Here is a 24,972-nt window from a genome sequence, read left to right as displayed (position 1 = left end):
AGGAGATTTCCTCTGTCCACCGATCCTGAGGCCGGACCCGGATCTGACATAGCCCGCAGTGCACGAGAGGTAGCACGAAACGCACCTCGGACCTTAGGTTGAGGCATGGCCGAGCCGCCCGTCGAGACCAGCCGGACGATGCTGTACTTCGTCGACGGCGCTCTCGCGTATGCCGGGCCGTACGTGCACGAACGCGGCCATCCGATGCACACCCACAGCTTCTTCGAGGTGGCCGTGGTGACCGGTGGCGAGGGCGTCCACCAGAGTCTGGCCGGCCGCCAGCAGCTCCGGGTCGGCGACGTGATCCTGCTCCGGCCGGGGGTGTGGCACAGCTACGAGGACTGCCGCGACCTGCGGATCTACAACTGCTGTTTCGCCGCGGACCTGCTGCAGCGCGAGCTGGCCTGGACCCGTGAGGACCCGCTGCTCGGCTACCTGTTGTGGACCGGCCCGTTCTCCGCGGAGCGCCGCGGCATCCTGACCACGCACCTGGACGCGGCTCCGCTGCACGACGCGCTGGACCACCTACAGGGCCTGGAGGAGCTCCGCGACCAACCGGTCAAGCTGCACCGCGGTGACATCGTCGGCCGGCTGTCGCTGTTCCTCAGCTGTGTCGCCCGAGCGCTCGAGGGCATCGGTACCTCCGAGGGCGAGACGCATCCGGCGGTGCTGGCCGCGATGCGGAGGATGGAGGCCGATCCGGCGCACCAGTGGACGCTGACCGAGCTCGCCTCCGAGCTGCACCTGGCCCCGGGGTACCTGGTCCGGCTGTTCAAGTCGAGCACCGGGCTGCCGCCGATGGCGTACCTGTCACGGCACCGGGTCGAGCTGGCGGCCGACCTGCTGCTGCACACCGACCTGGCGATCTGCCGGATCGGCGAGGCGGTGGGCTGGCCGGACCAGAACTACTTCGCCCGCCGGTTCAAGTCGCACTACGGCCTGACCGCGTCGAACTACCGGGCCAGCTTCACCCATCCCGGCCGCACCGGAGCGGTTCCGAGGGAGCGCCGGGACTCCGCTCCGGCCCGGACGGGGGCCTGATCAGCCCAGCAGCGGGAGCTTGTGCAGGAAGTCCTCCCACGCGTCCGGCAGCCAGCCGGGCACGCCGAGGACGGCCATGTACAGCCAGATCGCGACCAGCACGCAGAGGAAGAGGGCCAGGGTGCCGAGCGCCTTCAGCCAGGCCGGCTGCTTGCCGGTCCAGGCGGTGAGCTCCTTCACCCACTCCTTGACCCGGTAGAGCAGCCGCTGCGCCCACTCGAACTCGCTGGCCAGGACGGCCAGACCCGCGATGAACAAGGGGATGCCGCCGGGACCGGGGAGCCAGCCGGTGAGCGGGGCCGCGATGATCAGCAGGCCGCCGAGCACCCCGACGCCGATGCGGTAGATCAGGTGTTTGCGAGGGTTCGCGCGGATCTTGCGCCGCCACTCCCAGCGGTCGTCCTGGGCGTCCAGCGTGATGTTGTCGTCCGTGCGGTCGGGACTGGTTTGCTCGGCCACAGCAACAGCGTACGTGCTGGTGGGGGCGGTTCCGGGGAGCGCGGAACCCTGACTCGACCCTGGGTCCGGATTGTGATGCGTCAGCGATCACGCGCCGGCAGGACGGGTGAACTCCCAGTGCCAGGGCTCCTCGCGGTTGCCGCCCTGTTTCGCCCAGGCCGGGTGCACCCAGCCGTACGCGGTCGCGTGCTGCACCATCCACTGGTACTGCGCTGTGCCGAATCTCTCGATCCCGCCGCACAGGTCGACCGCGAGACCCCAACCGTGGTTGGACGTTCCGGGCAGCGCGGCCAGGGACGGCTTGCGCCCGTACAGGTCGACCTGCGCGGCGTACGACCGGTACGAGTCGGTGATGCACAGCTTCCTGCCGAAGCGCTGCTCGTACGCGGCGGCGAGCTGGGCGTACGAGGCGGCGGCGTCGCAGCGCAGCGAGTGGCCGTTGCTCAGGGCACAGAGTTTCGACGCCGGGATCATGCCGTTGCTGTAGCCGCCCCAGCCGAGGCTGGTGCCGCCGGTGGCGAGGAACGGCATCGGGTTCACCGCGTCGCCGCCGAGCCGGACCTCGAAGTGCAGGTGCGGCCCGGTCGAGTTGCCTTCGGTGCCCACGGCACCGATGCGGTCACCGGCCGCGACCCGGGTGCCGTCGGGCACGTCGATCGAGGACAGGTGCGCGTACAGCGTCTCCAGGCCGTCGCCGTGGTCGATCCGGACCAGGTTGCCGGCCCACGCCGGGTGCTCGACCCGGACGGTACCGGCGGCGACCGCGCGGACCGGCGTCCCGACCGCCGCCGGGAAGTCCTGGCCGGTGTGGATGCCACTGGCCCACAACGCGCCGGGCTGACCGAACGGGGTACCGATCTGGTAGCCGCCGTCCGCGATCGGCCACGTCCAGGCGCCGGTGCCGACCTCGTACGAGGTGGCCGTGTTGCCGCAGCGGAACTGGTACGCCTCGGAGGTGGCGGCCGGGGCGACCTGGGCCTTGGCCGGCTTGCCGAGGGTCGGGCGGAGCGCGGCGTACAGGCTGTCCGGGACCGAGGTGACGACGACCGAGCCCTTGGCCTCGTCGGCGGCGATCATCTCGCCGTTGTCGAGCGCGATGCCGATGTGGAACAGGCCGACCGAGCGGCTGCCCATCAGCAGCAGGTCGCCGGGCTGGACCGACGCGGCCGGCACCTGCTGATAGTCCGGGTACACCTTGCCGACCAGGTTCGGCAGGGTGGTGTACGGCTGCCACGCGACCCGGGCGGCGCCGAGGCAGCCGTACTTGTCCGGGCCGGTCGCGGCGACGCCGTACGGCTTGCCGAGCAGTGCGAAGGCCTGGTTGACCGCGCGGATCGTCTCGGTCGGCAGCACCCGGACTGTCCGGCCGCCGTCGGTGACCGCGGCCGCGCCGGGCACGGTCTTGCCGGCGGCGGTGAGCGGCTTGAGTCCGGCCGGCAGCTTCGCCGGGTTCTTCAAGGTCGAAGCGGCGGGAGCCTTCACGCCGGCGGCGGCCAACTCGGCCAGGTACGTCCGCCAGCGCGACAGCGCCTGCTGGTTCCGGCTGCCCTGGAGCTGCTGCGACAGCTGGGTGGCGCCGGCCAGGTCACCCAGCTGGCCCTCCATCGTCATCGACGCGTTGGCCGCCTTCTGCTGCACCTCCTGGCTCAGCTTGCGCGCGGTCTCGGCGGCCTTGTCGGCGGCGGCCCGCTTGGCGGTGGCGTCGGCGGCCGCTGTCCCGGCGGCGCTCTCCGCGGCGGAGGCGGCCTTGTACTGGGCGACCTGGTTCGCGCCGAGTTGCTTGATCGCGGTCTGCCGGTCGGCGATCTCCTGGAGGTTCTCGGCGATCGGGGCCAGCGACCAGAGCATCGACTCGGCCCCCATCACGGTCGGGATGCCGGTCTGGTACGCCTGGACGGTGAGCAGGCCGAGCTTGCGGCGCTCCCCGTCCGACTTCGACTTCGAGGCGGCCGCGTACTGCTCGGACCTCTTGGCCGCCGCCTCGGCGACCTGGGCGGCCTTGAGCGCGGTCGTGTACGCGATGGTGGCCTTGGCGAAGTCGGCCTGGACGGCGGCGGCCTCGGCCTGCAGCTCCTCCAGGGAGCGGTTCACGTCGGTGACGGAGGCGGGCGGGGGCGGCGTGGGGTCCTCGGCGTACGCGGGCACGGCGGTGCCGACCGCCAGCAGTACCCCGAGGGCTGCCAGGCGCAGCCCACGCTGGTTCCCCATCGAGCCCCCCATCGAACCGTCGCCTCACGCGCGCACGGGAGAGAGACGGCCCCCGTGCGTGCTCAGCGTAGGTGCCGCGGGGCCCCTTGCGGAAGCCCGGTTCACGATCCGTGACGATGACCCGGGCCACACCGGCCGCCCGGTGGCGAGCCGGCTGGGCGCCACCGACTAAAGTTCCTCGCATGGCCTCGCACTTTGACGTTGTTGTCCTCGGCGCGGGTCCGGGTGGGTACGTCGCGGCGATCCGCGCCGCCCAGCTCGGGCTCAAGACCGCCATCATCGAGAAGAAGTACTGGGGCGGTGTCTGCCTGAACGTGGGCTGTATCCCGTCCAAGGCGCTGCTGCGCAACGCCGAGCTGGCGCACATCTTCCGGACCGAGCAGAAGACGTTCGGGATCAGCGGCGAGGTCAGCTTCGACTTCCCGACCGCGGTGCAGCGCAGCCGGAAGGTGGCCGACGGCCGCGTCAAGGGCGTGCACTTCCTGATGAAGAAGAACGGCATCACCGAGTTCGACGGCTGGGGCTCGTTCACCGACGCGAACACCCTGGACGTCACGCTGAACGACGGCTCCTCGGAGACGGTGACGTTTGGCAGCTGCATCGTGGCGACCGGTGCGACCACCAAGCTGCTGCCGGGCACCCAGCTGAGCGAGCGCGTGGTGACCTACGAGGAGCAGATCCTCACCGAGGAGCTGCCGGGCAGCATCGTGATCGCCGGCGCCGGCGCGATCGGGGTCGAGTTCGCCTACGTGCTGGCGAACTACGGCGTGAAGGTCACCATCGTCGAGTTCCTGGACCGGCTGGTCCCGCTGGAGGACCCGGAGGTCTCCAAGGAGCTGGCCCGGGCGTACAAGAAGCTCGGCGTGGACGTGCTCACCTCGACCCGGGTCGACTCGATCGACGACTCCGGCGCCAAGGTGAAGGTCACCGTCACCGGCAAGGACGGCAACCAGCAGACGATCGAGGCCGACAAGGTCCTGCAGGCGATCGGCTTCCAGCCGCGCGTCGACGGGTACGGCCTGGACAAGGCCGGCGTCGAGCTGACCGAGCGCGGCGCGATCGCGATCGACGGCTTCTGCCGGACCAACGTGCCGAGCATCTTCGCGATCGGCGACGTCACCGCCAAGCTGATGCTGGCGCACGCGGCCGAGGCGATGGGCGTGATCGCGGCCGAGACGATCGCCGGGGCCGAGACGATGGAGCTCGACTACGCGATGATCCCGCGGGCCACCTTCTGCCAGCCGCAGATCGCCAGCTTCGGGTACACCGAGGAGGAGGCGAAGAAGCTCGGCCACGAGGTGAAGGTCGCGAAGTTCCCGTTCACCGCGAACGGCAAGGCGCACGGCCTCGGCGACCCGAGCGGTTTCGTCAAGGTGATCAGCGACGCCAAGTACGGCGAGCTGCTGGGCGCGCACCTGATCGGCCCGGAGGTCACCGAGCTGCTGCCGGAACTGACCCTGGCGCAGAAGTGGGACCTCACCACCAAGGAGCTGGCCCGCAACGTGCACGCGCACCCGACGCTGAGCGAGGCGCTGCAGGAGGCGTTCCACGGTCTCGAAGGGCACATGATCAACTTCTGATCACCGCTGCTCGACACGGCGGCAGGCACCCGGGAGTCCCGGGGGTCTGCCGCCGTTGCCGTGCCGGAACCAATTCCGTATCCCGTTCGTGGCAACCACAGAAGGTCACGCGCGAGAAGGGCGGTCCAGGTGAAGGCCAGGTACGACGAGGTCGCGGCGGAGTACGACCGGTGGGTGGGTGAGGGGTCGGCGCTGGCGGATCCGACCTTCACCGAGCTGACCGGCGAGGTGGACGGCCAGGAGGTGTGCGTGGTCGCCTGTGGTCAGGGCCGCGAGGCGCGGTACCTCTCGGGCCGGGGTGCCGTGGTCACCGGCGTCGACCTGTCCGAACGGCTCATCGAGCTCGCGCGATCGCACGAGGAGTCCCAGCAGCTGGGGATCACGTACCTGACCGGCGACGCGCAGACCCTCGACGGGCTCGCGGACGCATCGTTCGACGGGGTCGTCTGCCATCTGGCGCTGATGGACATCCCGGAGCTGGACGCCACCCTGCGGAGCATGGCGCGCGTGGTCCGGCCGGACGGCTGGTTCGTCGTCTCGATCACGCATCCGTGTTTCAAGACCCCGGCGACCGGCGAGATCACCGACCACGTCGACAAGAGCATCCGGCGGACCGTCGGCCGGTACTTCGTGGAGGGCTACTGGGACGGCCCGGGCCGGCACCGGGACGCGCTCCCGGTCGGGGCGTACCACCGGACGCTGAGCACGTACGTGAACGCGCTGGCCGACGCCGGTCTCGTCATCGACCGGATGCTCGAACCCAAACTCGACACCCCGATCTGGCGCGAGGTCCCGTGCCTCCTCTACGTCCGTGGCCACCGGGTGACGTAGCGGTCAGCGGTCGGCGACGTCACCGAGGACGGGCTTGAGGTCGAGCACCGGCGTCCCGTCGATCGCTTCCAGCGGGCCGACGTGGAGCCGCTGCGCGTCGATCGCGAGCAGGGTGATCCGGTGCAGCCCGATCGGGTTCGGCCGGTCGGGGGACCGGGTGCTGAAGACGCCCGTCGGCGGCCGGGTCACGTCACTGCGCGGATGAACGACGAGGGTCTCGCGATCGGCCCGGTCGAACCAGGTGAACAGCAGCAACTCGTCGCCGACCACCAGGTGCTGCCAAGCCTCCGCGAACGCCGGGTCGAGGACGAGCCACGCGTCGGGTGCGCCCTCGTCACCCTGGCGAGGTGCGCCGGCCAGGTCGGTCAGGTCGGACTCGACGACTCCGATCGGCCGCAGGACGAAGTCGGTACTCACGGCAGGTACCGGTACTTGGTGATCAACGGGCTCCCGTCCGCCACGACGTGCAGCGCGAATCCCGGGGGAGCGGTGACGTCCACGAGAGCGGTCGAGGGGACGGGCTCGAACGGCAGCGGCACGGTCGACCGGATCCCCGGGGCCAGCAGCAGCGGGTGACCCGCGAACGTGGTGGCCAGGCCGTTGTGGAGGTGGCCGGCGAGCAACGCGGTGATCGGCCGATCGCGGATCACGTCGGCGAACGCGTCCGCGTCCCGCAGCAGCCACTGGTCCATCGTCGGGTGCTGCAACCCGATCGGCGGATGATGGAACGCGACGAACAACGGCCCGTCCACCGGCTCGGCCAGGACGCCGCGCAACCACTCCAGCGACTCGGCACTGAGCAGCCCGTGGTCCTCACCAGGCACCGTGCTGTCGAGCAGGACGAACCGCGCGCCGCCGAGGTCGCGGACCTCATGCACCGGATGACCTGAGCTGTCGACGTACTTCGCGAGACCGGATCGGAGCGAACCGCTCAAGTCGTGGTTGCCGGGCAGGACGAGGACCGGCAGGTCACCGAGGACGGCGAGCTCCTCGGCGACCTCGGCGTACTCGGTGCCGTGGTCGGCCAGGTCGCCGGTCAGCAGGACGACGTCGACCGGCCGGGCGAAGTCGAGCAGGTACGAGGTGACGCGGCGCAGGCGGTCCCGCGGTTCGGCGGTCCCGTCCAGGTGGGGATCACTCAGGTGCGCGATGACGAACAAAGCTGCCTCCTTCAGGACAGCAGCACCCTAACCACACAACGAGCCGGGCAGCTCCGCACACGGCACCAGCCCGTCCCGGACCAGGACGGCTCGCGCCTGCGCCGATCCGGCGTACTCGAGGAACGCCGCGGCGAGCGAGTCCGGCTCCGGCGCCCCGTACGTGTAGGCGTACTCGACCTCCCAGAACCGGTACGTGGTGTCGGCGACCCGGGCGGCCTGCGGGACCACGCCGTCGATCTCGGCCGCGGTCAGCCCCGGGTACTTGCGCGAGCCGCCGAGCTCGGCGTACCCGATCGCGCCTTCGATGTCGTCGACCCGGCTGAGCAGTTCCTCGGTGGTCCCGACCTCGCACCGGTGCTGCCGAGCGGCCGGGTCGTCCTTGGTCCGGCAGTCGTCGGAGGTGATGCCGAGCTCCTGGTCCCCGGCCAGTACCTTCTCGCGGAAGGTCCGGCGGGAGCCCGAGTCCGGCCCGACCCGGCTGATCATCCGGATCGGCAGATCGCGGCCGCCGAGCTGCTTCCAGTTCGTCAGCCGGCCCGCGTAGATGGCGCGGAGCTGGTGCGTGGTCAGCGCGTCGATCTCGGCGGAGCGGTTCACCACGACCGCGAAGACGACCACCGCGATCGGCCGGCCGCGCAGGTCGGGTGCGTTCTCGGCCGGGCCGTCGGACATCGCGATCACCGACTCGGCCGATGCGGCGTCCTTCTTGCCGGTTTCGTCGAGGGACCGGACCCCGCTGCGGCTGCCGGTGGTGGCGATGGTGATGTCGGCCTGCGTGCACTCGGCGGCGTACGCGCTGCGGAGCTCCTTGATCGTCGGCTCCACCGCGGTCGAGCCGACGATCCGCAACTGGCCGGACGCGCAATTGTCCGGCGGCTGGAACACGTCGACGAGGAACAGCGCGACCAGGGCGCCGACCAGGACCGACGCGACCGCGCCGAACATCAGCGTCCGCCGGCCCGGTCCGCGCGGCCGCGGTTCGTGGTACACCCCGCCACCCGCCGAGCCACCGGCCAGGTACCCGGAGTGGGTGACGCCCTCGCCGCGGCCGCTGAGGACGAGGAGGAACTTGAAGCTGTCGCCGCGGTTGATCGCGATCCGGGGCACGATCAGCTTGCCGGTGTCGACGAAGTTCTCGGTGTCGAGCCGGCGCTGGAGGATCCGGCCGAGCGCCTCCGGGGTGGCCTCGGTGACCTCCAGACCGACGATCTTGCGGTCCGGGAACGCGAACGAGACCTTCTCGTGGACGTGGTGCGGCTCGATGTCCATCCCGCCGGCGTTGTCGACGCGGAGCAGCACGACGCTCGGGTCCTCGACCACCTCGTCCTGGTGCCGGACCTCGACGTCGACCATGTGGGAGCTCGGGTACACACCGATCGGCGCGTCCACCTGGACCCGGTAGACCAGCCGTTTGCGGCGCAGGAAGTACCGGTCGACCAGCCACGCGATCGCCGTCCCGACCAGCGCGATCCCGGCGATCACGGTCTCGAGGTTGATGTCGCCGAGTCCGGAGAAGTCCAAAGCCAACACGAGGTGCCCCACTTCGGTCACCGTAGGCAAGCAGCATGAACGGCCGCTGACCGGCGGATGGCCGGCGATCGCGGAGTCCGGCGGGGATGCTTGGCCGCGGCGGTGCGGTCTGCGACATTGGGCGGCATGGCTGAACAGGTTGATGTGGTCGTGGTCGGGCTCGGTGTCGGCGGCGAGGAAGCGGCCGGGCGGCTGGCGCAGGCGGGGCTGAACGTGGTCGGGATCGACCCCCGGCTGGTCGGCGGCGAGTGCCCGTACTGGGGCTGTGTGCCGAGCAAGATGATGATCCGGGCCGCGAACCTGATCGCCGAGACGCGCCGGGTGGACGAGATGGCCGGCCACGCGACCGTGCAGCCGGACTGGGCGCCGGTGGCGCGGCGGATCCGTGACGAGGCGACCGACAACTGGAACGACCAGGTCGCCGTGGACCGGCTGGTCGGCAAGGGCGTCACCTTCGTCCGCGAGCGCGCCACCCTCACCGGGCCGGGCCGGGTCCGCGCGGGCGACCGCGAGTTCGAGGCAGGCCGGGGCGTGGTGATCGCGACCGGTACGGTGCCGTCGATCCCGCCGATCGAAGGGCTGGCCGGGACGCCGTACTGGACCAACCACGAGGCGATCGAGGCGGACACGTTGCCGGCCTCGATCGTGGTGCTCGGCGGTGGCGCGATCGGGCTGGAGCTGGCCCAGGTGTTCGCCCGGTTCGGGGTCCAGGTGACCGTGGTCGAGGCGGCCGGCCGCATCCTCGCGCTGGAGGAGCCGGAGTCGAGCGAGCTGGCCCAGGAGGTGCTGGAGAAGGACGGCATCACGGTCCGGACCGGGGTACAGGCGACCGGGGTGAGCCACGGCGCCGGCGGGTTCACCGTGACGCTGGCCGACGGGGACACCGTCGCCGGCGAGAAGTTGCTGGTGGCAACGGGACGGCGGCTGGCGGCGGAGGGGCTCGGCCTGGACGCGGTCGGGCTGGACCCGAAGGCGCGCCGGATCGAGGTGGACGAGCATGTCCGGGCCGGCGACAAGCTGTGGGCGCTCGGTGACGTCACCGGGGTCGGTGCGTTCACCCACACCGCGATGTACCAGGCGAACATCGCCGTGCACGACCTGCTCGGGACCACGGACGCGCCGACGGCGAGTTACCACGCGATGCCGCGGGTGACGTTCACCGATCCCGAGATCGGCGCCGTCGGGCTGACCGAGCAGCAGGCCCGGGACCAGGGGCTGACGGTGCGGACCGGGACCAGCCAGATCCCGTCGTCCACGCGGGGCTGGATCCACAAGGCCGGCAACGAGGGCTTCATCAAGCTGGTGGTCGACGACGACCGTGGTGTCCTGGTCGGCGCGACCAGTGCGGGTCCGACCGGCGGCGAGGTGCTCGGCGCGCTCGCGGTCGCCGTCCACGGTGGCGTTCCGGTGAAGTCGCTGCTGCAGATGATCTACGCGTACCCGACGTTCCACCGTGCGATCGGTGACGCGTTGCGCGCACTCTGAGACTCAGTTGCGATTCGGTCGCAGGTAGATCAAGAATGGCGGCATGCATGTACCGGACGGCTTCTTCGACGCGCCCACCTCTGTCGCCACCGGACTGATCGCGGCCGGCGCCGTCGGGGTCAGCCTGCAGCGAGCGAGCCGCGAGATCCGGGAGACCGGTCCGGCGCTGGCCGGACTGGTCGCCGCGTTCGTGTTCGCCGTCCAGATGGTCAACTTCCCGGTCGGCGCCGGCACCAGCGGTCACCTGCTCGGCGGCGCCTTGGCCGCGGCCCTGGTCGGACCATGGACGGCGGTGCTGGTGATGTCCACGGTGCTGCTCGTGCAGGGCCTGCTGTTCGCCGACGGTGGCCTGACCGCGCTCGGCACGAACATCACCCTGATGGGTCTGGTCACCGTGGTCGTCGGGTACTTCGCGATCCGGGCGGTGCTGCAGGTCCTGCCGAAGCGAGTCGGCAGCGTGGTCCCCGCGGGCGCGCTCGGTGCCCTCGTCTCGGTGCCGCTGTCGGCGCTCGCCTTCACCGGCCTGTACGCGATCGGTGGCGCGGTCGAGATCCCGCTCGGCAAGCTGACCACCGCGATGGTCGGCTGGCACGTCCTGGTCGGCCTGGGGGAGGCCGTCATCACCGCGGCCGTCCTGAGCGCCGTCGTCGCGACCCGGCCCGACCTGGTGTACGCGGTCCGGCACCTGCAGCCCGAGCTGGTCCTCGTCGATGCCGACGGCAACCGTTCGACCGTGGCCGCGGACCGCCCGGTGGCCACCCGCCCGGCCGGCCGGAGTCTCGGGATCGGGGTCGCCGTCACCTTCCTGGTCGCCGGCGTGGTCAGCCTGTTCGCCAGCGCGCACCCGGACGGGCTGGAGTTCGTCGGCGCGAAGCTGGGCTTCGACAGCGCCGCGCGGGACTCGGCCGTCGCGAGCAGCCCGCTGGCCGACTACGGCGTCAGCGGGATCGGCAACGCCCAGGTCTCCGGCGCGCTGGCCGGGATCATCGGGGTGCTGGTGACGATCGCGGTCGGCCTGGCGATCGCCAAGCTGTCCTCGTTGCGGTCGGCCCGCTCCACCGCCGACGCCGACAAGGTGGCCTGACCCGCTCGTGGCCGGTTCCGCGGGCGACGGCCTGCTCGTCGCGGTCGACAGCCGGATCCACCGGCTCCCGGCCCAGGTCAAGATCGTCGCGCTCGTCGTCTTCGTCCTGGCCGTGGTCTCCACCCCGGCGGCCGCGTTCTGGGCCTTCGCCGTGTACGCCGCGCTGCTGCTCGGATGCGTGGTTCTGGCGAAGCTCCCGCCGCTGACCGTCCTGCGGCGCCTTGCCGTCGAGACCCCGTTCATCGTCTTCGCGGTGCTGCTGCCGTTCGTGGCCACGGGTCCGCAGGTCGACGTCCTCGGCGTCTCGCTGTCGCAGTCGGGCGTCCTCGGCGCCTGGAACGTGCTGGTCAAAGGCACCCTCGGGGTGGTGGCCGCGATCGTGTTGTCGGCGACGACCGCACCGCGCGACCTGCTGGCCGGGCTCGAGCGGATGCGGCTGCCGTCGACGTTGGTCGCGATCCTGTCGTTCATGATCCGGTACCTCAGCGTGGTGTCCGACGACCTGCACCGGATGCGGATCGCGCGAGAGTCCCGCGGGTACGCCGGTGGCCGGGCCGGGCATCTCAAGGCGGTCGCCGGGGGAGTCGGCGGGTTGTTCGTCCGCAGCTTCGAGCGCGGCGAGCGGGTCCACCTGGCGATGAGGTCGCGCGGGTACGACGGCCGGATGCCGCCGCTGAGTCAGAACGGTGCGGTGCGGGCGCAGTGGCTGGAGGGGCTGACCTTGTCCCTGCTCGCCGTACTCGTCGCGGTCGCGGCTAGGGTGGTCGGCTTGTGAGCGGTCCCGCGATTCAGGTCGAGCGTCTGGTCTTCGCCTATCCCGACGGCCGGCAGGCGTTGTTCGGCGTCGACTTCACCGTCCAACGCGGCGAGCGCGTTGCCCTCCTCGGTCCCAACGGTGCCGGCAAGACGACGCTGGTGCTGCACCTCAACGGCATCCTCGGCGCGGTCGCCGGTGGGGTGGGCAGCGGCCGGATCCAGGTCAGCGGGTCCGCCCTGCACCGCGACCACCTGACCGAGGTCCGGCGCAAGGTCGGGCTGGTGTTCCAGGATCCCGACGACCAGTTGTTCATGCCGACGGTCCGCGACGACGTCGCCTTCGGCCCGGCGAACCTCGGCCTCCGCGGGTCCGAGCTCGACGACCGGGTGCACGAGGCACTCGTCCAGGTCGGCATGCAGGACCACGCCACCATCGCCCCGCACCACCTGTCGTTCGGCCAGCGCCGCCGGGTCGCCGTCGCCACCGTGCTCGCGATGCGGCCCGAGGTCCTGGTCCTGGACGAGCCGTCGAGCAACCTCGACCCGGCCAGCCGGCGCGAGCTGTCCGACATCCTGGCCGGCCTCGACGTGACGCTGCTGATGATCACCCACGACCTGCCGTACGCCCTGCAGCTGTGCGAGCGCAGCCTGCTGATGGACGACGGCCGCATCGTCGCCGACGGCCGGACCCGCGACCTGCTCGCGGATCCCGAGCTGATGGCCGCCCACCGGCTCGAGCTGCCGTACGGTTTCAACCCGCTCTCGGTCCCCGGCCCCGAACGCTGACCCGGCCCTGTCGATAACGGCTGCTCCCGTCCGACGCGTTGGTGGAAGCACACCTCGCCTCGAAGGGAGCCCACCATGACCGCGATCGCCACCACCGCCGGTACCTCCTCCACGCCGGCCGGCCGGGCCACGGCACTGCTCGGCTGCGGGAAGGCAGCAGGACCGATCTATCTCACCGTGGTGGCCGTCCAGGCCCTGGTCCGGGACGGTTTCGACCCTCGCAAGCACGCCGCCAGCATGCTCACCCTCGGCGAGGGCGGTTGGGTTCAGAGCCTCAACTTCGTCCTCACCGGCCTGCTCGTCGTCCTCGGTGCCGCTGGTCTGCGCCGGGCCGGTTCGGTCGGGCGCTGGGCGCCGCGGCTGCTCGCGGTGTTCGGCGTGGGGATGGCTAAAGCGGGCGTCTTCGTTCCGGATCCGGCGCTCGGCTTCCCGGTCGGTACGCCGGACGGCCTGCCGGTGACGATGAGCTGGCACGGCACTCTGCACTTCGCGGTCGGTGGGGTGGGCTTCCTCGCTTTCGTCGTCTGCTGCTTCCTGATCGCTCGCTGTTTCGCTGCGGACGGCGCCCGGGGCCGGGCGGCGTACTCGGCCGTGACCGGGGTGGTGTTCCTCGCCGCGTTCGGCGGGATCGCCTCCGGTTCCGCCGGCGCCGGGGTCACGGTCGCGTTCTGGGTCGCGGTGGTGCTGGCCTTCACCTGGATCACGCTGACGGTGGGAACGGTGGCTACTCGTTCGGTCAAGCTGGGGTGAATTTCTTACCGAGGGGTTGTCAGTCACTCTGCGGTCGGGAAAGGTGACAGTCAGTTGTCCTGCACTTTCCCGCCCCTCCAAGTGCAAAGGCGGTCCGCCCATGAAGATCATCGCCGGCCTCGTTTCCGCCGCATTCGCCGGCGCCGCGGTCCTGACGCCCACCGTCGCCCAGGCCGCGGCCCCTGACTACGTCGCTCTCGGCGACTCGTACGCCTCGGGTGTCGGCACCCGTAGCTACCTTCCCGACAGCGGCGCCTGCCAGCGCTCGACCAAGTCCTATCCGTACCTCGACGCGGCCCGGATCGGCGCGAACCTGACCTCGGTCGCCTGCTCGGGCGCCCGCGTCGCCGACGTCACCGCGAACCAGCTCGGCCCGCTGACCAGCGGCATCGAGTTCGTCACCGTCCAGGTGGGCGGCAACGACGCCGGGTTCTCCTCGGTGATCACCGAGTGCGCGAAGCCCGCCTGGCTGGGCAACTGCGACGCCGCGATCAACACCGCCCAGGCCACCATCAACAACACGATCCCGGGCCGGCTGAACACGCTGTACGCGACGATCAAGAGCCGGGCCAGTAACGCCAAGATCGTCGTGGTCGGCTACCCGCGGCTGTTCAACGGCACCGACTGCAACGCCGGTACCTTCTTCAGCGCAGCCGAGATGACCCGGCTGAACCAGACCGCCGACCTGCTGAACTCGCGGATCGGGACCGCGGCCGGTGCGGCCGGGTTCGCGTTCGTGAACCCGACCTCGGCCTTCATCGGGCACGCCGTCTGCGGCAGCCCGGAGTGGGTGAACGGCCTGTCCAACCCGGTCAGCGAGTCGTACCACCCGAACGTGACCGGTCAGGCGAGCTACGCGAACCTGGTCCAGCCCCAACTCCGCTGATTCCGTCGCCGGACCGGCCGATTTCCTGCGCGGCGCCCCCGTTCGTGATGTGATACGAGGGTGCCGCAAAGGTCTGTCGACTGGTTGCTGATCGCCCGGGCGCAGGCCAACGGTCTCGACCGTCCGGTGTCCGAGGCCGGCCCCGGAGGGGTGGCCGACGTCGCCCGCCGGACGGCTGGACTCCAGGCCCAGAGTTGGCGCGGAGCCGCGTACGCCGTCCGGGCGCGTTCGACCGCGACCACTCTCACCGACGTCTCCCGGGCCCAGGAGGACGACCGATCCGTGGTGCGCGGCTGGTTCATGCGCGGCACGTTGCAACTGGTCGCCACCGAGGACGCCGGCTGGTTGCTCGGGCTCCTCGGTCCCCAGCTGATCCGCGACACCGAACGCCGCTACGGCGAACTCGGACTGACCCCTGATCTCCGCGAACGCGGCGCCGACGTGATCGAGTCGCACCTGCTCGACCACGGTCCGACCGGACGAGCCGCACTCGGTGCGGTCCTGGTCGAGCACGGGATCCTCGCGGAGCCGAAGGGGCAGGCGGTGTACGCCCTGATCCGGCACACGGGATTGCTCGGCCGGCTCTGCTACGGACCCGGCCACGACGCGGGGGAGACCTGGGTCGCGGTCCGGGACTGGCTCGGCGGTCCCTTGAAGTCAGCTGATTCCGCCGCCGACGAACTCGCGCGCCGCTACCTCACGGCCTACGGACCGGCGACGGCCAAGGACTTCGCGACCTGGTCCGGGCTGCCGATCCCGGCCGCTCGTCAGGCCTTGCGGTCGGCGGCGCGGGAAGAGTACGTGATCGAAGGTGAGGCGTACGCCGCGGTCGGTGACGTGCCGGGATTCGAGGGCGTGCGGTTCCTCGGCGAGTTCGACCCGTACCTGCTCGGGTATCGCGACCGCCGGTACGCGCTGGCCGAGGAGCACCGGCATCACGTCTATCCCGGCGGTGGGATGTTGCGTCCCGCGGTCGTCCGGGGTGGCCGGGTGATCGGGTCCTGGCAGCACGTCGGACCATCGGTCTCGCTCTTCGGCACGGAGTCGGCCGACCTCTCCGGCGAACTGGCCGATCTCGCGCGATTCCACGGCTGAGGGACTTGCCTCTTATATTCCTCGAAAGGTATATATAGAGCCATGAGTGAGACGCTGACAACCGAGAACGGCCGGACCGTGCTGCGGATGGAGCGCTCTTTGCGGCATCCGCGGGAGAAGGTCTGGCGCGCGCTGACCGACCCGGCCGAGCTGGTGCACTGGTTCCCGGCCACGATGGAGCTCGATCTGCGCCTCGACGGCCGGATCGCGTTCACCTTCCCCGGTGGCGAGGACGACTTCGTCGAGGATCCCGACAACGCCGGCGTGATCCGCGCGTACGATCCGCCGCGGCTGCTCGAGTTCACCTGGGGCGACGAGATCCAGCGATGGGAGCTGGCGCCGACCGCGGACGGGTGCGTGCTCACCCTGACCGCGACCTACGACGACCACGCCGGCTCGGCCAGCTTCACCAGTGGCTGGACCCTCTGCCTGGACGCCCTGGACAAGTTGCTCGGTGGGAACGAGGTGCACCGCGAGCACTACTCCGTCCTGCACGAGCACTACGTCCAGGTGTACGGCCTGGACCACGGCGAGGTGGTTGCCGACGGCATCCGGTACGAGCGCCAGCTGGTCCAGCCCAGGGAGGCCGTCTGGGCCCGGCTCACCGGAGCGGCCGAGGTCCGGGAAGGAGAGCTGCCGCCGGCCGGATTCGTGGCCAAGGGCATCGACCCCGGACCGGTCGGGCAGGCGATCGAGGCCGAGCTGCTGGTGTACCCGTGGCAGCACGGCCTGGTCACCTGGAAGCTCCGCGACGGCAACGGGGGAGCGCGGCTGGTGCTGACCCAGACCGGTCCCGCGGAGGAGTTCCTGACCGCCTGGCGGGACGTGGTCGAAACGCTGTCCGCCGAGCTGCTCACCCAGTAGGGGTCGCCGACAAGGGTGCCGGCGACCCCCAGAAACCTCAGTCCTCCGCGATCACCGGGTCCGCGACGTACCGGCGCAGGTGTTCCGCGGTGAGCGACGAACTGCTCTCGACCAGATCGGCCGGGATCCCGGTGAACACGATCCGCCCACCGTCGTGACCCGCCCCCGGACCGACGTCGATCAGCCAGTCGGCGTGCGCCATCACGGCCTGGTGGTGCTCGATCACGATCACCGTGTTGCCCTCGTCCACCAACTCGTCGAGCATCGCGAGCAGCTGGTCGACATCGGCGAGGTGCAGCCCGGTGGTCGGCTCGTCGAGCACGTACACCGAGCCCTTGCGGCCGCGGTGGATCGCGAGCTTGAGCCGTTGCCGTTCACCGCCGGACAGCGTGGTGAGCGGCTGACCGAGCCCGAGGTACCCGAGTCCGACCGAGACCAGCCGGTCGAGGATCGCCCGGGAGCGGCCACCGGGGAAGAACTCCCGCGCCTCGGTGACCGTCATCCGCAGGACCTCGCTGATGTTCTTCCCGCGCAGTTGGTACGCCAGCACCTCGGGGGTGAACCGGGCGCCGTCGCACTGCTCGCACACCGACGACACCTCGGCCATCATGCCGAGATCGGTGTAGACCAGCCCGAGTCCCTTGCAGGTCGGGCAGGCACCGACCGAGTTCGCGCTGAACATCCCGGGCTTCACCTTGTTCGCCTTCGCGAACTCGGCCCGGATCGGCTCGAGCAACCCGGTGTACGTCGCCGGGTTGCTGCGCCGGGACCCACGGATCGGCTCCTGCCCGGCCACGATCACCCCGTCCCGGCCACCGAGCGAACCGTGGATCAGCGAGCTCTTCCCCGAGCCGGCCACCCCGGTGACCACGGTCAGCACGCCGAGCGGGATGTCCACGCTCACGTCCCGCAGGTTGTGCAGGTTCGCGTGCTCGATCCGCAGGCTCCCGGTCGGCCGGCGCACCTCGTCGCGGACCGGCACCCGGTGATCGAGGTACCGTCCGGTCAGCGTGCCCGACTTCGTCAGCCCGGCCAGGTCACCCGTGTAACAGATGCGCCCGCCGGCCTGGCCCGCGCCGGGGCCGAGATCCACCACGTGATCGGCGATCCGGATCGTCTCCGGCTTGTGCTCGACGACCAGGACGGTGTTGCCCTTCTCTGTCAGCTGGATCAGCAGATCGTTCATCCGCTGGATGTCGTGCGGGTGCAACCCGACCGTCGGCTCGTCGAACACGTACGTCACGTCGGTCAGCGCGGACCCGAGATGGCGGACCAGCTTCACCCGCTGCGCCTCACCGCCGGACAACGTCGACGACTCCCGGTCCAGGCTGAGATATCCCAGCCCGATCTCGACCATCGACTCCAGCGTCGCCCGCAGTCCTTCGAGCAACGGCCCCACGCCGGGATGCCGGATCCCGCGGACGAACTCGGCCAGGTCGCTGATCTGCATCGCCGAACACTTGGCGATCCCGAGTCCGTCGACCCGGACCGACCGGGCCGCCTCGTTGAGCCGGGCGCCGCCACAGCTCGGGCACTCCACCAGCTTGAGTGCCCGCTCGGCGAAGGCGCGGGCGTGGCTCTGCAGCGTGTCGCGGTCCTTGGCCAGGTACTGGCGCCTGACCTTGACCACGAGGCCCTCGAAGGTCAGGTTGCTCTTGCCGACCTTCACCTTGGTCGGCGGTGAGTACAGGAACTGCTCCCAGGCCTTCGCGGGGTACTCGCGCAGCGGCAGGTCCGGGTCGAACAGCCCGGACTGCGTGAACAGCTGCCAGTACCAGGTGTCGATGCCGTACCCGGGGGCCTTGATCGGGTCCTGGTTGAGCGAGCGGTCGCGGTCGAGCAGTTCGTCGAGGTCGATCTCGGTGCTCCGGCCGAGCCCCTCGCAGTCCGGGCACATCCCCTCGGCCCGGTTGAAGCTGAAGGCGGACGGTGGCCCGACGGTCGGCGTACCGATCCGGCTGAACAGGATCCGCAGCATGGTGTGGGCGTCGGTCGCGGTGCCGACCGTGGAGCGGGCGTTCGCGCCGATCCGTTCCTGGTCGACGATGATGGCGGCGCTCAGGTTGCGCAGCGAGTCCACGTCGGGCCGGGACAGGCTCGGCATGAAGTTCTGGACGAAGGCGGAGTAGGTCTCGTTGACGAGCCGCTGGGATTCGGCGGCGATGGTGTCGAAGACCAGCGACGACTTCCCGGAGCCGGAGACCCCGGTGAAGACGGTGAGCCGGCGCTTCGGGATGTCGACCGAGACGCCGCTGAGATTGTTCTCGCGGGCGCCCCGGACCTGGATCACGGCGTGACTGTCGGCAGTTGTTCGGTCGGCAGGCATGCCTTCAATCGTCTCATTGAACCGACCGTAGAAAGTTTGAGCGATCGACCGAGCGGGAGGCCGTCGGGAAACCTTCTACGACGCACGTAAGGTCGTGGTTCACCTGGCGAGCCGCCGGCCGACGTCGTCGAGGAGGAACTGCAGGCGGTCGCCGAGGAGTTCGCGGTCCTCGGGACCGAGCCCGGCGACCAGCTCGGCCTCTCGGCTCAGTACCTGGTCGACGGTCCGCTCGACCAGCGCGTGGCCGTGCTCGGTGAGCGACACCACGACCGTCCGGCTGCCCTTCTCGGACCTGCGCCCGACCAGGCCCGCGTCCTCGGCCCGGCCGACCCGCTGCGAGATCGCCCCGGCCGTCACCAGGGTGCGCCGGGTCAGCTCGCGGGTGCTCAGCTCGTACGGCGGGCCGCTGCGCCGGAGCACGCTGAGCAGGTCCAGCGTGGCCGGGTCCACGCCGAGCTCCTGGAGCAGGCGGCGCCGGTCGTCGGCGAAGAGCTTGGCCAGCCGCCACAGGGGAGTGACGATGCCGATCGACTCGGTCGGGACACCGGGCCGCTCCCGTTGCCAGGCGCGGGCGATCTCGGTCGCGGGGTAGGCGCTGGGCGCGTCCAGGGGGTACGCGTCGCCGGGCTTGTCGTCCACGGCACCGATGGTACGTTTAGGGCTAAACGTTTAGACCTAAATCGGAGGAGTGGCGTGGCCAGGACGATCGTGGTGACCGGGGCAGCGACGGGGATCGGCCGGGCGGTGGCCGAGCGGTTCCGCGCGGACGGGGACGAGGTGGTGATCACCGGACGACGGCAGGACGTCCTGGAGAAAGCGGCCGCCCAGCTCGGCGCGCGGGCGATCGTCTGCGACGCCGTCGACCCGGATCAGCTAGCCACCTTGGCCGACGCGCTGCCGGACCGCGTCGACGTACTGGTCAACAACGCCGGTGGGAACACGGACTTCACCCAGCCCGAGGACGACGGCGACCTGGCCCAGCTGAAGGGCAACTGGCTGGCCAATCTCGAGGCGAACCTGATCTCGGCCGTACTCACCACCACCGCCCTCATGCCGAAGCTGGCCGACGGCGGCGCGGTCGTCCACCTCGGCTCGATCGCGGGCAGCCGCGGCGCCGGTTCGTACGGGGCGTCGAAGGCCGGCCTCGCACTGTGGAACACCGAGATCGCGGCCGAGCTCGGTCCGCGGGGTATCACCTCGAACGTGGTGGCGCCCGGGTTCACCGCCGACACGGAGTTCTTCCGCGGCCGGCTCAGCGAGGACCGGCGGCAGTCGCTGCTGCACGCCACCCTGACCAAGCGGGAGGGCCAGGTCGACGACATCGCGGCGACGATCCACTTCCTCGCCTCACCCGGAGCCCGGCACCTCACCGCGCAGGTCCTGCACGTCAACGGCGGCGCCCTCAGTACCCGCTGATCCTGGGCTGACAACGTGGGCATCCCCGGGGTACCCGGCGGCGTCGGCGAGAATGGGCGCATGCGTGCCACCGTCAAGGACGTCGCCAAACTGGCCGGAGTGTCCCCGAAGACGGTGTCGAACGTCATCAACGGCGTCGTCTTCGTCCGGCCGGAGACCCGGGCCCGGGTCGAGCAGGCGCTGACCGAGCTCGACTACGTCCCGAACATGAGCGCCCGCGGCCTCCGCAACGGCCGCTCCGGGATGATCGGCCTGGCCCTGCCCGACCTGCTCCGCCCGTACTCCGCGGAGATCACCCACCTGGTCGTCGAACTCGCGCACGAACGCGGCTGGGGCGTCCAGATCGAGCAGACCGCCTCCGAGCCGGAACGCGAGTACGAACTGTTGTCGAAGGCCCGCACCAACCTGGTCGACGGCCTGATCCTCAACCCGGTCAACCTCGACGACAGCGCGGTGATGTCGGCGGGACCGTTGCCGGCCGTGGTGCTGATCGGCGACGTGGACCAGGACGTGGTCAGCCAGGTGCTGATCGACAACGTCGAAGCGGCCAAGGACATGACCCGCCACCTGGTGGAGCAGGGGTACCGCCGGATCGCCGCCGTCGGCACCCCCGAGATCCCGAGCGGCTCCAGCGGGAACGGCCGGATCGGCGGCCGGACCGAGGCGGTCGGCTCGGCGGCGTCCAGGCTGCGCGCCGCCGGGTACCACGAGGTCCTCGCAGAGCACGGGCTGCCCGCGCTCGACATCGCGCTGGACCGGTGGAGTCCGCAGGGCGCTGCGACCGTCCTGTCGCGGTTCCTGCGGGAGAACGAGCCACCGGACGCGCTCTTCTGCTTCACCGACTCGCTCGCGATGGGAGCCGTCTCGGTGCTCTGGTCGGCCGGACTGTCCATCCCGGGCGACTGCGCGGTGGCCGGCTTCGACAACATCGGCGAGAGCCAGTTCACCGTGCCGCCGCTGACCACGGTCGACTTCGACCGGCGCGCGTTCGTCCAGGCGGCCCTGGACCTGCTCGGCGAACGGATGGCCGACCGGACCGCGACGCCACGGCGGATCGTCATCCCGCACCGCATCGTCCGCCGCGCCAGCACGGGGTACTAGAAAGATCGCGGACGCAAGTCCCGCAGGGTGGGAATCCGGTCACGATCCCTTGCAAACGTCGTCACTCTCAGCAAGGCTTCCGTGATCACCACTGTGCGGTGAGGCGCACAGTTGTGTGGCAACTGTTGCCGTGCCGGTCCGCGGAACTGTTGGGCCGCACAGACAGTTGCGTCCGTCAACTGTCCCTCGGGGGACCCGATGAGGAGGGGGATCTGTGTCAGCCATGAAGCGGCTCGCCGAGCAGTGCCGTGATGTGAGGAGTCACGGCAACGCGCAACTCGGCAGGGCCTCGATCCAGCCAGCGGTGTGTACCGGCATCCACGAGGTGAGCTCGTCGAACCGGCCGGGCACTCCGCGACGCGTGGCGTTGCTCAGGCTGAGCAACGGCCTCACCACCACGCTCCGCCTGACCGAAGGCACCCCGGTGCCGGACCCAGGCACCACGGTGTTCGTCCGAGGTGGCCGAGGGCAGGGTGATCAGCCCGCCACAGGTGGGGTCATTCTCGCGCCGGTCCCGGCCGGCTGAACTCCGCGGCCGAGTCGTCAGTGACTTCCAGGTCTCAGGTCAACGCCGAGCTGAGCCCCGGAAGTCGCTCGGACCAGGTCACTCCTCGAGGGGGTCGGTGACGGCCCGCACCTCGATCGGCGAATACGGCGCCTCCGGCAGCCGAGCAGCCAGCTCGGTCGCCCGCTCCAGGTCACACTCGAGCAGGTAGTACCCGGCCAGCACCTCCTTGGCCTCGCTGAACGGCCCGTCCGTCACCGTGGCCTCGCCGTCGACCACCTGCACGATCCGGGCCCCCTTGGTCGTCAGCCCTTCCGACGCGATGTACTCACCGCGCGCCCGGGTCTCGTCCCAGATCACCCGATGAGCGGCCATCACGGCCTCCTCGCCGATCTTCTCCATCGCGTCCCAGGTCTCGGCGTTCCCATAGATCAGCAACATGTACTTCAAAGCAACTCCCTTCCTCACCCAAGACGTCGGAGTCTGCCACCCCACCTCGACATCAAGCCCGAACTAGATCTCGCCGGCTGCTCGGCGGGCTGCTTCGAGGTCGGTGCGGAGGCGGTCGTGGATGGGGACGGACGGGTCTGAGTACTGGCCGGACAGGCAGATCGGACCGGTCCAGTTCTGGTTCTCGAGTTGGCGGAAGATCGCGGACCAGTTGGAGAGGCCTTCGGGGCCGGGGACGAACCAGGGCTTCCAGGCGCCACCTACGTCGTCGGTCGGCTCGGTTGCCGTGTACTTCACGTTCTTCAGGTTGACGATGCCCAGTCGGTCCTTCGCCAGGTCGAGGGTGACGTGCGGCGCGTCTCCGGCGAGGGCGTCGTGGGCCGCGTCCCAGACCAGCTGGAAATGCTCGGGCGGCAAACTGTCCAGCAACTGCAGCACCCCGAGCGTCGACGAGACGTACTTCCCGTGGTGGGGCTGCACACCAACCTGCACGCCGTACTGGGCCGCGTACCCCACAACGGCCTCCAGCGACCCGCGCACGCGCGCCACCGACGCGGCATACCCGTCGGGCCCCAGGTCGGCCATGACGCGGATCATCGGTACTCGCGCCGCCGCGGCCGCCTCGAACGTGCTCTCGGCCAGGTCGCTCGCGATGCTGATCGGCTCGACCCCCTCGGCACGCAGTTGTTCGGCGAACTCGGGCAGCACCTTGACCGCGGTCGACGGTGTGACGAACGCGGTGTCGCGGACCGGGACCTCGGCGCCGGTGAAGCCGAGGCCCGCGACCAGGCGACCGAGTTCGTCACCGGGCAACTCGGCGAACGGTTTGGTGAAGACGGACCAGAGATAGTTCATGAACTAGCGGCCTCCCAGTCCGCTCATGGTGATGCCTCGGACGAACCAGCGTTGGGTCAGGAAGAAGAGCACGATCAACGGGACCGTGGTGATCGTGGCGGCCATCAGCAGCAGGTTCCACTGGGTGCCGTTGGTGTCCTGGAACACCTGCAGCCCGACGGCCGCGGTCCGGGTCGCGTCGCTGTTCGAGATGACCAGCGGCCACAACAGGTTGTTCCACTGGCCGATGAACTTGAACACCGCCAGCGTCGCGATCGCCGGGATCGCCAGCGGCACGATCACCCGCAGGAACGCCTGCCACCGGTTCGCGCCGTCGAGCCGGGCGGCCTCCTCGTAGTCCTTCGGGATGCCGAGGAAGAACTGGCGGAGCAGGAAGACCCCGATCGCGGTGAAGGCGTGCGGCAGGATCATCCCCGGCCAGGTGTCGATCCCTTGCAGCTTCGCGACCAGCACGAACTGCGGGATCAGCGTCACCTGGGACGGGATCATCAGCGTGGCCAGGTAGATCCCGAACAACCAGGACCGGCCCGGGAAGGTCAGCCGGGCGAACGCGTACGCCGCGAGCGCCGCGGTGATTGTCTCCAGCAACGTCGTCCCGGCCGCGAAGATGACCGTGTTCAGCAGGTACCGGCCGAGCGGGACCAGTTCGAACGCGCGTTGGAGGTTCTCCGGATGCCAGCTGCTCGGCCAGAACGAGGGCCGCGCCGCCATCGACTCGGCGTCGGACTGGAACGCGACCAGCACCATCATCACCACCGGGATCAGGGTGAGCGCGGTGACCAGGAAGCACCCGAAGACGAGCAGCTTGCGGACGGCCGTGGAGCCGTCGGTCGTCGTACTCCGCCAGGGCAGGGTGAGCGTCTCAGTTGTCATAGTGGACGAGCCTCCGCTGCAGCAGGAACTGGGCCGCCGTGATCACCACGATGAAGCCGAACAGGACCAGCGACTGGGCCGCGGCGTACCCCTGGTCGTAGTTCTCGAAGCCGGTCCGGTAGATGTACATGACCAGCGTCGTGGTCCGTGATCCCGGCCCGCCGTTGGTCATGATCAGTGCCTGGTCGAACACCTGGAACGACCCGATGATCGAGGTGACCACGACGAAGAACATCGCCGGCGACAGCATCGGCAGGGTGACGTTGCGGAACCGCTGCCACGCCGAACTGCCGTCCACCCGCGCGGCCTCGTAGAGCTGCTGCGGGATCGCCTGCAAGCCGGCCAGGAAGACCACCATGCCGAACCCGAAGCTCTTCCACACGCTCATCGCGATCAGCGCGGGCATCGCCCAGAAGTCGCTGATCAGCCAGGCCGGCCCGTCGATCCCGATCAGCCCGAGCACGGCGTTCACCAGACCGTCGTGCGGGATGTAGAGCCAGATCCAGACGAACGCCACCGCCACCGTGATCGTGGCGTACGGCAACAACAGGAGCGACCGGAAGACCGCGACCCGGCGCAGCCCCTGGTTCAGCAGCAACGCCAGCACGAGACTGACCAGCAGGGTCAGCGGCACACTCAGGAAGGTGAAGTACGCCGTGTTGCCGAGCGCGGACCAGAACGTCGGATCCGGGCCGAGCCGGGCGAAGTTGCGCAGCCCGGCCCAGGTCGGGGGACTGAACAGGTTCCAGTCGAGCAGGGAGATCACGCCGGCCGCGAGCACCGGCCCGGCCGTGAAGACGAGGAAGCCGATCAGGCTCGGCAGGATGAAGAGCCAGGCGGTGAGCGCCTCGCGGCTTCGCGGTTTCCGGGACCCGTGGGCGGAGGCGCTCCGGCCGGTCGCCGGAGGTGCGGTGAGAGTTTCGACAGCCAT

The 24,972-nt window shown here is 70.2% G+C and carries 25 protein-coding genes; 14 read left to right on the top strand and 11 right to left on the bottom strand.

The window, feature by feature from the left end; genetic code table 11:
• The first annotated feature begins 105 nt into the window (after positions 1-105).
• Entirely contained in the window at positions 106-1,041 is a 936-nt protein-coding gene (locus FB561_RS26885) for a helix-turn-helix transcriptional regulator (protein WP_145811380.1), read from the top strand.
• On the opposite strand, the gene FB561_RS26880 is transcribed toward FB561_RS26885, so the two are convergent.
• A complete protein-coding gene (locus FB561_RS26880) occupies positions 1,042-1,500 on the bottom strand; it encodes a PGPGW domain-containing protein (RefSeq protein WP_145811378.1) in 459 nt (152 codons plus the stop codon).
• An 87-nt stretch (positions 1,501-1,587) separates the two neighbouring features.
• Positions 1,588-3,708 (bottom strand): peptidoglycan DD-metalloendopeptidase family protein, encoded by a 2,121-nt coding sequence (locus tag FB561_RS26875; RefSeq protein ID WP_145811376.1) that lies wholly within the window; start codon positions 3,706-3,708, stop codon positions 1,588-1,590.
• A 182-nt stretch (positions 3,709-3,890) separates the two neighbouring features.
• Here FB561_RS26875 and lpdA point away from each other — a divergent pair, with 182 nt between their 5' ends.
• Together lpdA and FB561_RS26865 are read left to right on the top strand one after the other, a co-directional pair.
• Complete coding sequence (lpdA, locus tag FB561_RS26870) at positions 3,891-5,288, top strand: dihydrolipoyl dehydrogenase (protein ID WP_145811374.1); 1,398 nt, start codon at positions 3,891-3,893, stop codon at positions 5,286-5,288.
• 129 nt (positions 5,289-5,417) lie between these two features.
• A complete protein-coding gene (locus FB561_RS26865; RefSeq protein WP_238335079.1) occupies positions 5,418-6,119 on the top strand; it encodes a class I SAM-dependent methyltransferase in 702 nt (233 codons plus the stop codon).
• A 3-nt stretch (positions 6,120-6,122) separates the two neighbouring features.
• Here the strand turns inward: FB561_RS26865 and tsaA are convergent, their stop codons facing one another.
• The 3 genes from tsaA to FB561_RS26850 are packed head-to-tail and all read right to left on the bottom strand — an operon-like array spanning position 6,123 to position 8,821.
• On the bottom strand, positions 6,123-6,536 hold the full coding sequence (gene tsaA, locus FB561_RS26860; protein WP_145811371.1) for a tRNA (N6-threonylcarbamoyladenosine(37)-N6)-methyltransferase TrmO: 414 nt from the start codon (positions 6,534-6,536) through the stop codon (positions 6,123-6,125).
• Entirely contained in the window at positions 6,533-7,279 is a 747-nt protein-coding gene (locus FB561_RS26855; RefSeq protein WP_145811369.1) for a metallophosphoesterase, read from the bottom strand. The genes tsaA and FB561_RS26855 overlap by 4 nt, the downstream gene beginning before the upstream one ends.
• A gap of 27 nt (positions 7,280-7,306) precedes the next feature.
• Positions 7,307-8,821 (bottom strand): PstS family phosphate ABC transporter substrate-binding protein, encoded by a 1,515-nt coding sequence (locus FB561_RS26850; RefSeq protein ID WP_145811367.1) that lies wholly within the window; start codon positions 8,819-8,821, stop codon positions 7,307-7,309.
• A gap of 114 nt (positions 8,822-8,935) precedes the next feature.
• On the opposite strand from FB561_RS26850, the gene FB561_RS26845 reads away from it, so the two are divergent.
• From FB561_RS26845 to FB561_RS26810, 8 genes are all read left to right on the top strand, one after another.
• Positions 8,936-10,294 (top strand): dihydrolipoyl dehydrogenase family protein, encoded by a 1,359-nt coding sequence (locus tag FB561_RS26845; protein WP_145811364.1) that lies wholly within the window; start codon positions 8,936-8,938, stop codon positions 10,292-10,294.
• Positions 10,295-10,337: 43 nt separating this feature from the next.
• Positions 10,338-11,378 carry an energy-coupling factor ABC transporter permease gene (locus tag FB561_RS26840; RefSeq protein WP_145811362.1) on the top strand — a complete coding sequence of 347 codons (1,041 nt, stop codon included), beginning with the start codon at positions 10,338-10,340 and terminating at the stop codon, positions 11,376-11,378.
• A gap of 7 nt (positions 11,379-11,385) precedes the next feature.
• Complete coding sequence (gene cbiQ / locus FB561_RS26835; protein ID WP_145811360.1) at positions 11,386-12,153, top strand: cobalt ECF transporter T component CbiQ; 768 nt, start codon at positions 11,386-11,388, stop codon at positions 12,151-12,153.
• Positions 12,150-12,920, top strand: coding sequence for an energy-coupling factor ABC transporter ATP-binding protein (locus FB561_RS26830; RefSeq protein ID WP_145811358.1), 771 nt, complete (start codon positions 12,150-12,152; stop codon positions 12,918-12,920). The genes cbiQ and FB561_RS26830 overlap by 4 nt, the downstream gene beginning before the upstream one ends.
• A 75-nt stretch (positions 12,921-12,995) precedes the next feature.
• Positions 12,996-13,670, top strand: a complete 675-nt coding sequence (locus FB561_RS26825) for a DUF998 domain-containing protein (protein WP_145811356.1) — start codon at positions 12,996-12,998, stop codon at positions 13,668-13,670.
• A gap of 100 nt (positions 13,671-13,770) precedes the next feature.
• The gene (locus FB561_RS26820) at positions 13,771-14,556 is read left to right on the top strand and encodes an SGNH/GDSL hydrolase family protein (protein WP_145811354.1); all 786 of its coding nucleotides are present in this window, start codon (positions 13,771-13,773) and stop codon (positions 14,554-14,556) included.
• 60 nt (positions 14,557-14,616) lie between these two features.
• Complete coding sequence (locus FB561_RS26815; RefSeq protein ID WP_145811352.1) at positions 14,617-15,651, top strand: winged helix DNA-binding domain-containing protein; 1,035 nt, start codon at positions 14,617-14,619, stop codon at positions 15,649-15,651.
• Between the two features lie 42 nt (positions 15,652-15,693).
• Positions 15,694-16,515, top strand: a complete 822-nt coding sequence (locus FB561_RS26810; RefSeq protein ID WP_145811350.1) for an SRPBCC family protein — start codon at positions 15,694-15,696, stop codon at positions 16,513-16,515.
• 37 nt (positions 16,516-16,552) lie between these two features.
• Here the strand turns inward: FB561_RS26810 and FB561_RS26805 are convergent, their stop codons facing one another.
• Complete coding sequence (locus FB561_RS26805; RefSeq protein WP_145811348.1) at positions 16,553-18,841, bottom strand: excinuclease ABC subunit UvrA; 2,289 nt, start codon at positions 18,839-18,841, stop codon at positions 16,553-16,555.
• A 99-nt stretch (positions 18,842-18,940) separates the two neighbouring features.
• Entirely contained in the window at positions 18,941-19,480 is a 540-nt protein-coding gene (locus FB561_RS26800) for a MarR family winged helix-turn-helix transcriptional regulator (RefSeq protein ID WP_202880747.1), read from the bottom strand.
• 54 nt (positions 19,481-19,534) lie between these two features.
• On the opposite strand from FB561_RS26800, the gene FB561_RS26795 reads away from it, so the two are divergent.
• From FB561_RS26795 to FB561_RS26785, 3 genes are all read left to right on the top strand, one after another.
• Entirely contained in the window at positions 19,535-20,257 is a 723-nt protein-coding gene (locus tag FB561_RS26795; RefSeq protein WP_145811344.1) for an SDR family NAD(P)-dependent oxidoreductase, read from the top strand.
• A gap of 60 nt (positions 20,258-20,317) precedes the next feature.
• Positions 20,318-21,358: a LacI family DNA-binding transcriptional regulator gene (locus tag FB561_RS26790; protein WP_145811342.1), complete on the top strand. Its 1,041-nt coding sequence runs from the start codon at positions 20,318-20,320 to the stop codon at positions 21,356-21,358.
• A 214-nt stretch (positions 21,359-21,572) separates the two neighbouring features.
• The gene (locus tag FB561_RS26785) at positions 21,573-21,884 is read left to right on the top strand and encodes a hypothetical protein (RefSeq protein WP_145811340.1); all 312 of its coding nucleotides are present in this window, start codon (positions 21,573-21,575) and stop codon (positions 21,882-21,884) included.
• A 78-nt stretch (positions 21,885-21,962) separates the two neighbouring features.
• Here FB561_RS26785 and FB561_RS26780 read toward each other — a convergent pair whose 3' ends face one another.
• From FB561_RS26780 to FB561_RS26765, 4 genes are all read right to left on the bottom strand, one after another.
• On the bottom strand, positions 21,963-22,304 hold the full coding sequence (locus FB561_RS26780) for a YciI family protein (protein ID WP_238335078.1): 342 nt from the start codon (positions 22,302-22,304) through the stop codon (positions 21,963-21,965).
• A 72-nt stretch (positions 22,305-22,376) separates the two neighbouring features.
• Positions 22,377-23,168, bottom strand: coding sequence for a sugar phosphate isomerase/epimerase family protein (locus tag FB561_RS26775; protein ID WP_145811336.1), 792 nt, complete (start codon positions 23,166-23,168; stop codon positions 22,377-22,379).
• Between the two features lie 3 nt (positions 23,169-23,171).
• Positions 23,172-24,041, bottom strand: a complete 870-nt coding sequence (locus tag FB561_RS26770; protein WP_238335077.1) for a carbohydrate ABC transporter permease — start codon at positions 24,039-24,041, stop codon at positions 23,172-23,174.
• A complete protein-coding gene (locus tag FB561_RS26765; protein WP_145811334.1) occupies positions 24,031-24,972 on the bottom strand; it encodes a carbohydrate ABC transporter permease in 942 nt (313 codons plus the stop codon). Before FB561_RS26765 ends, FB561_RS26770 begins: the two co-directional genes overlap by 11 nt.

It is taken from the genome of Kribbella amoyensis, assembly GCF_007828865.1.
GTDB lineage: Bacteria > Actinomycetota > Actinomycetes > Propionibacteriales > Kribbellaceae > Kribbella > Kribbella amoyensis.
Note: the sequence above shows the minus strand (reverse complement) of the source record. Positions and strands in the feature narration are given on the sequence as shown.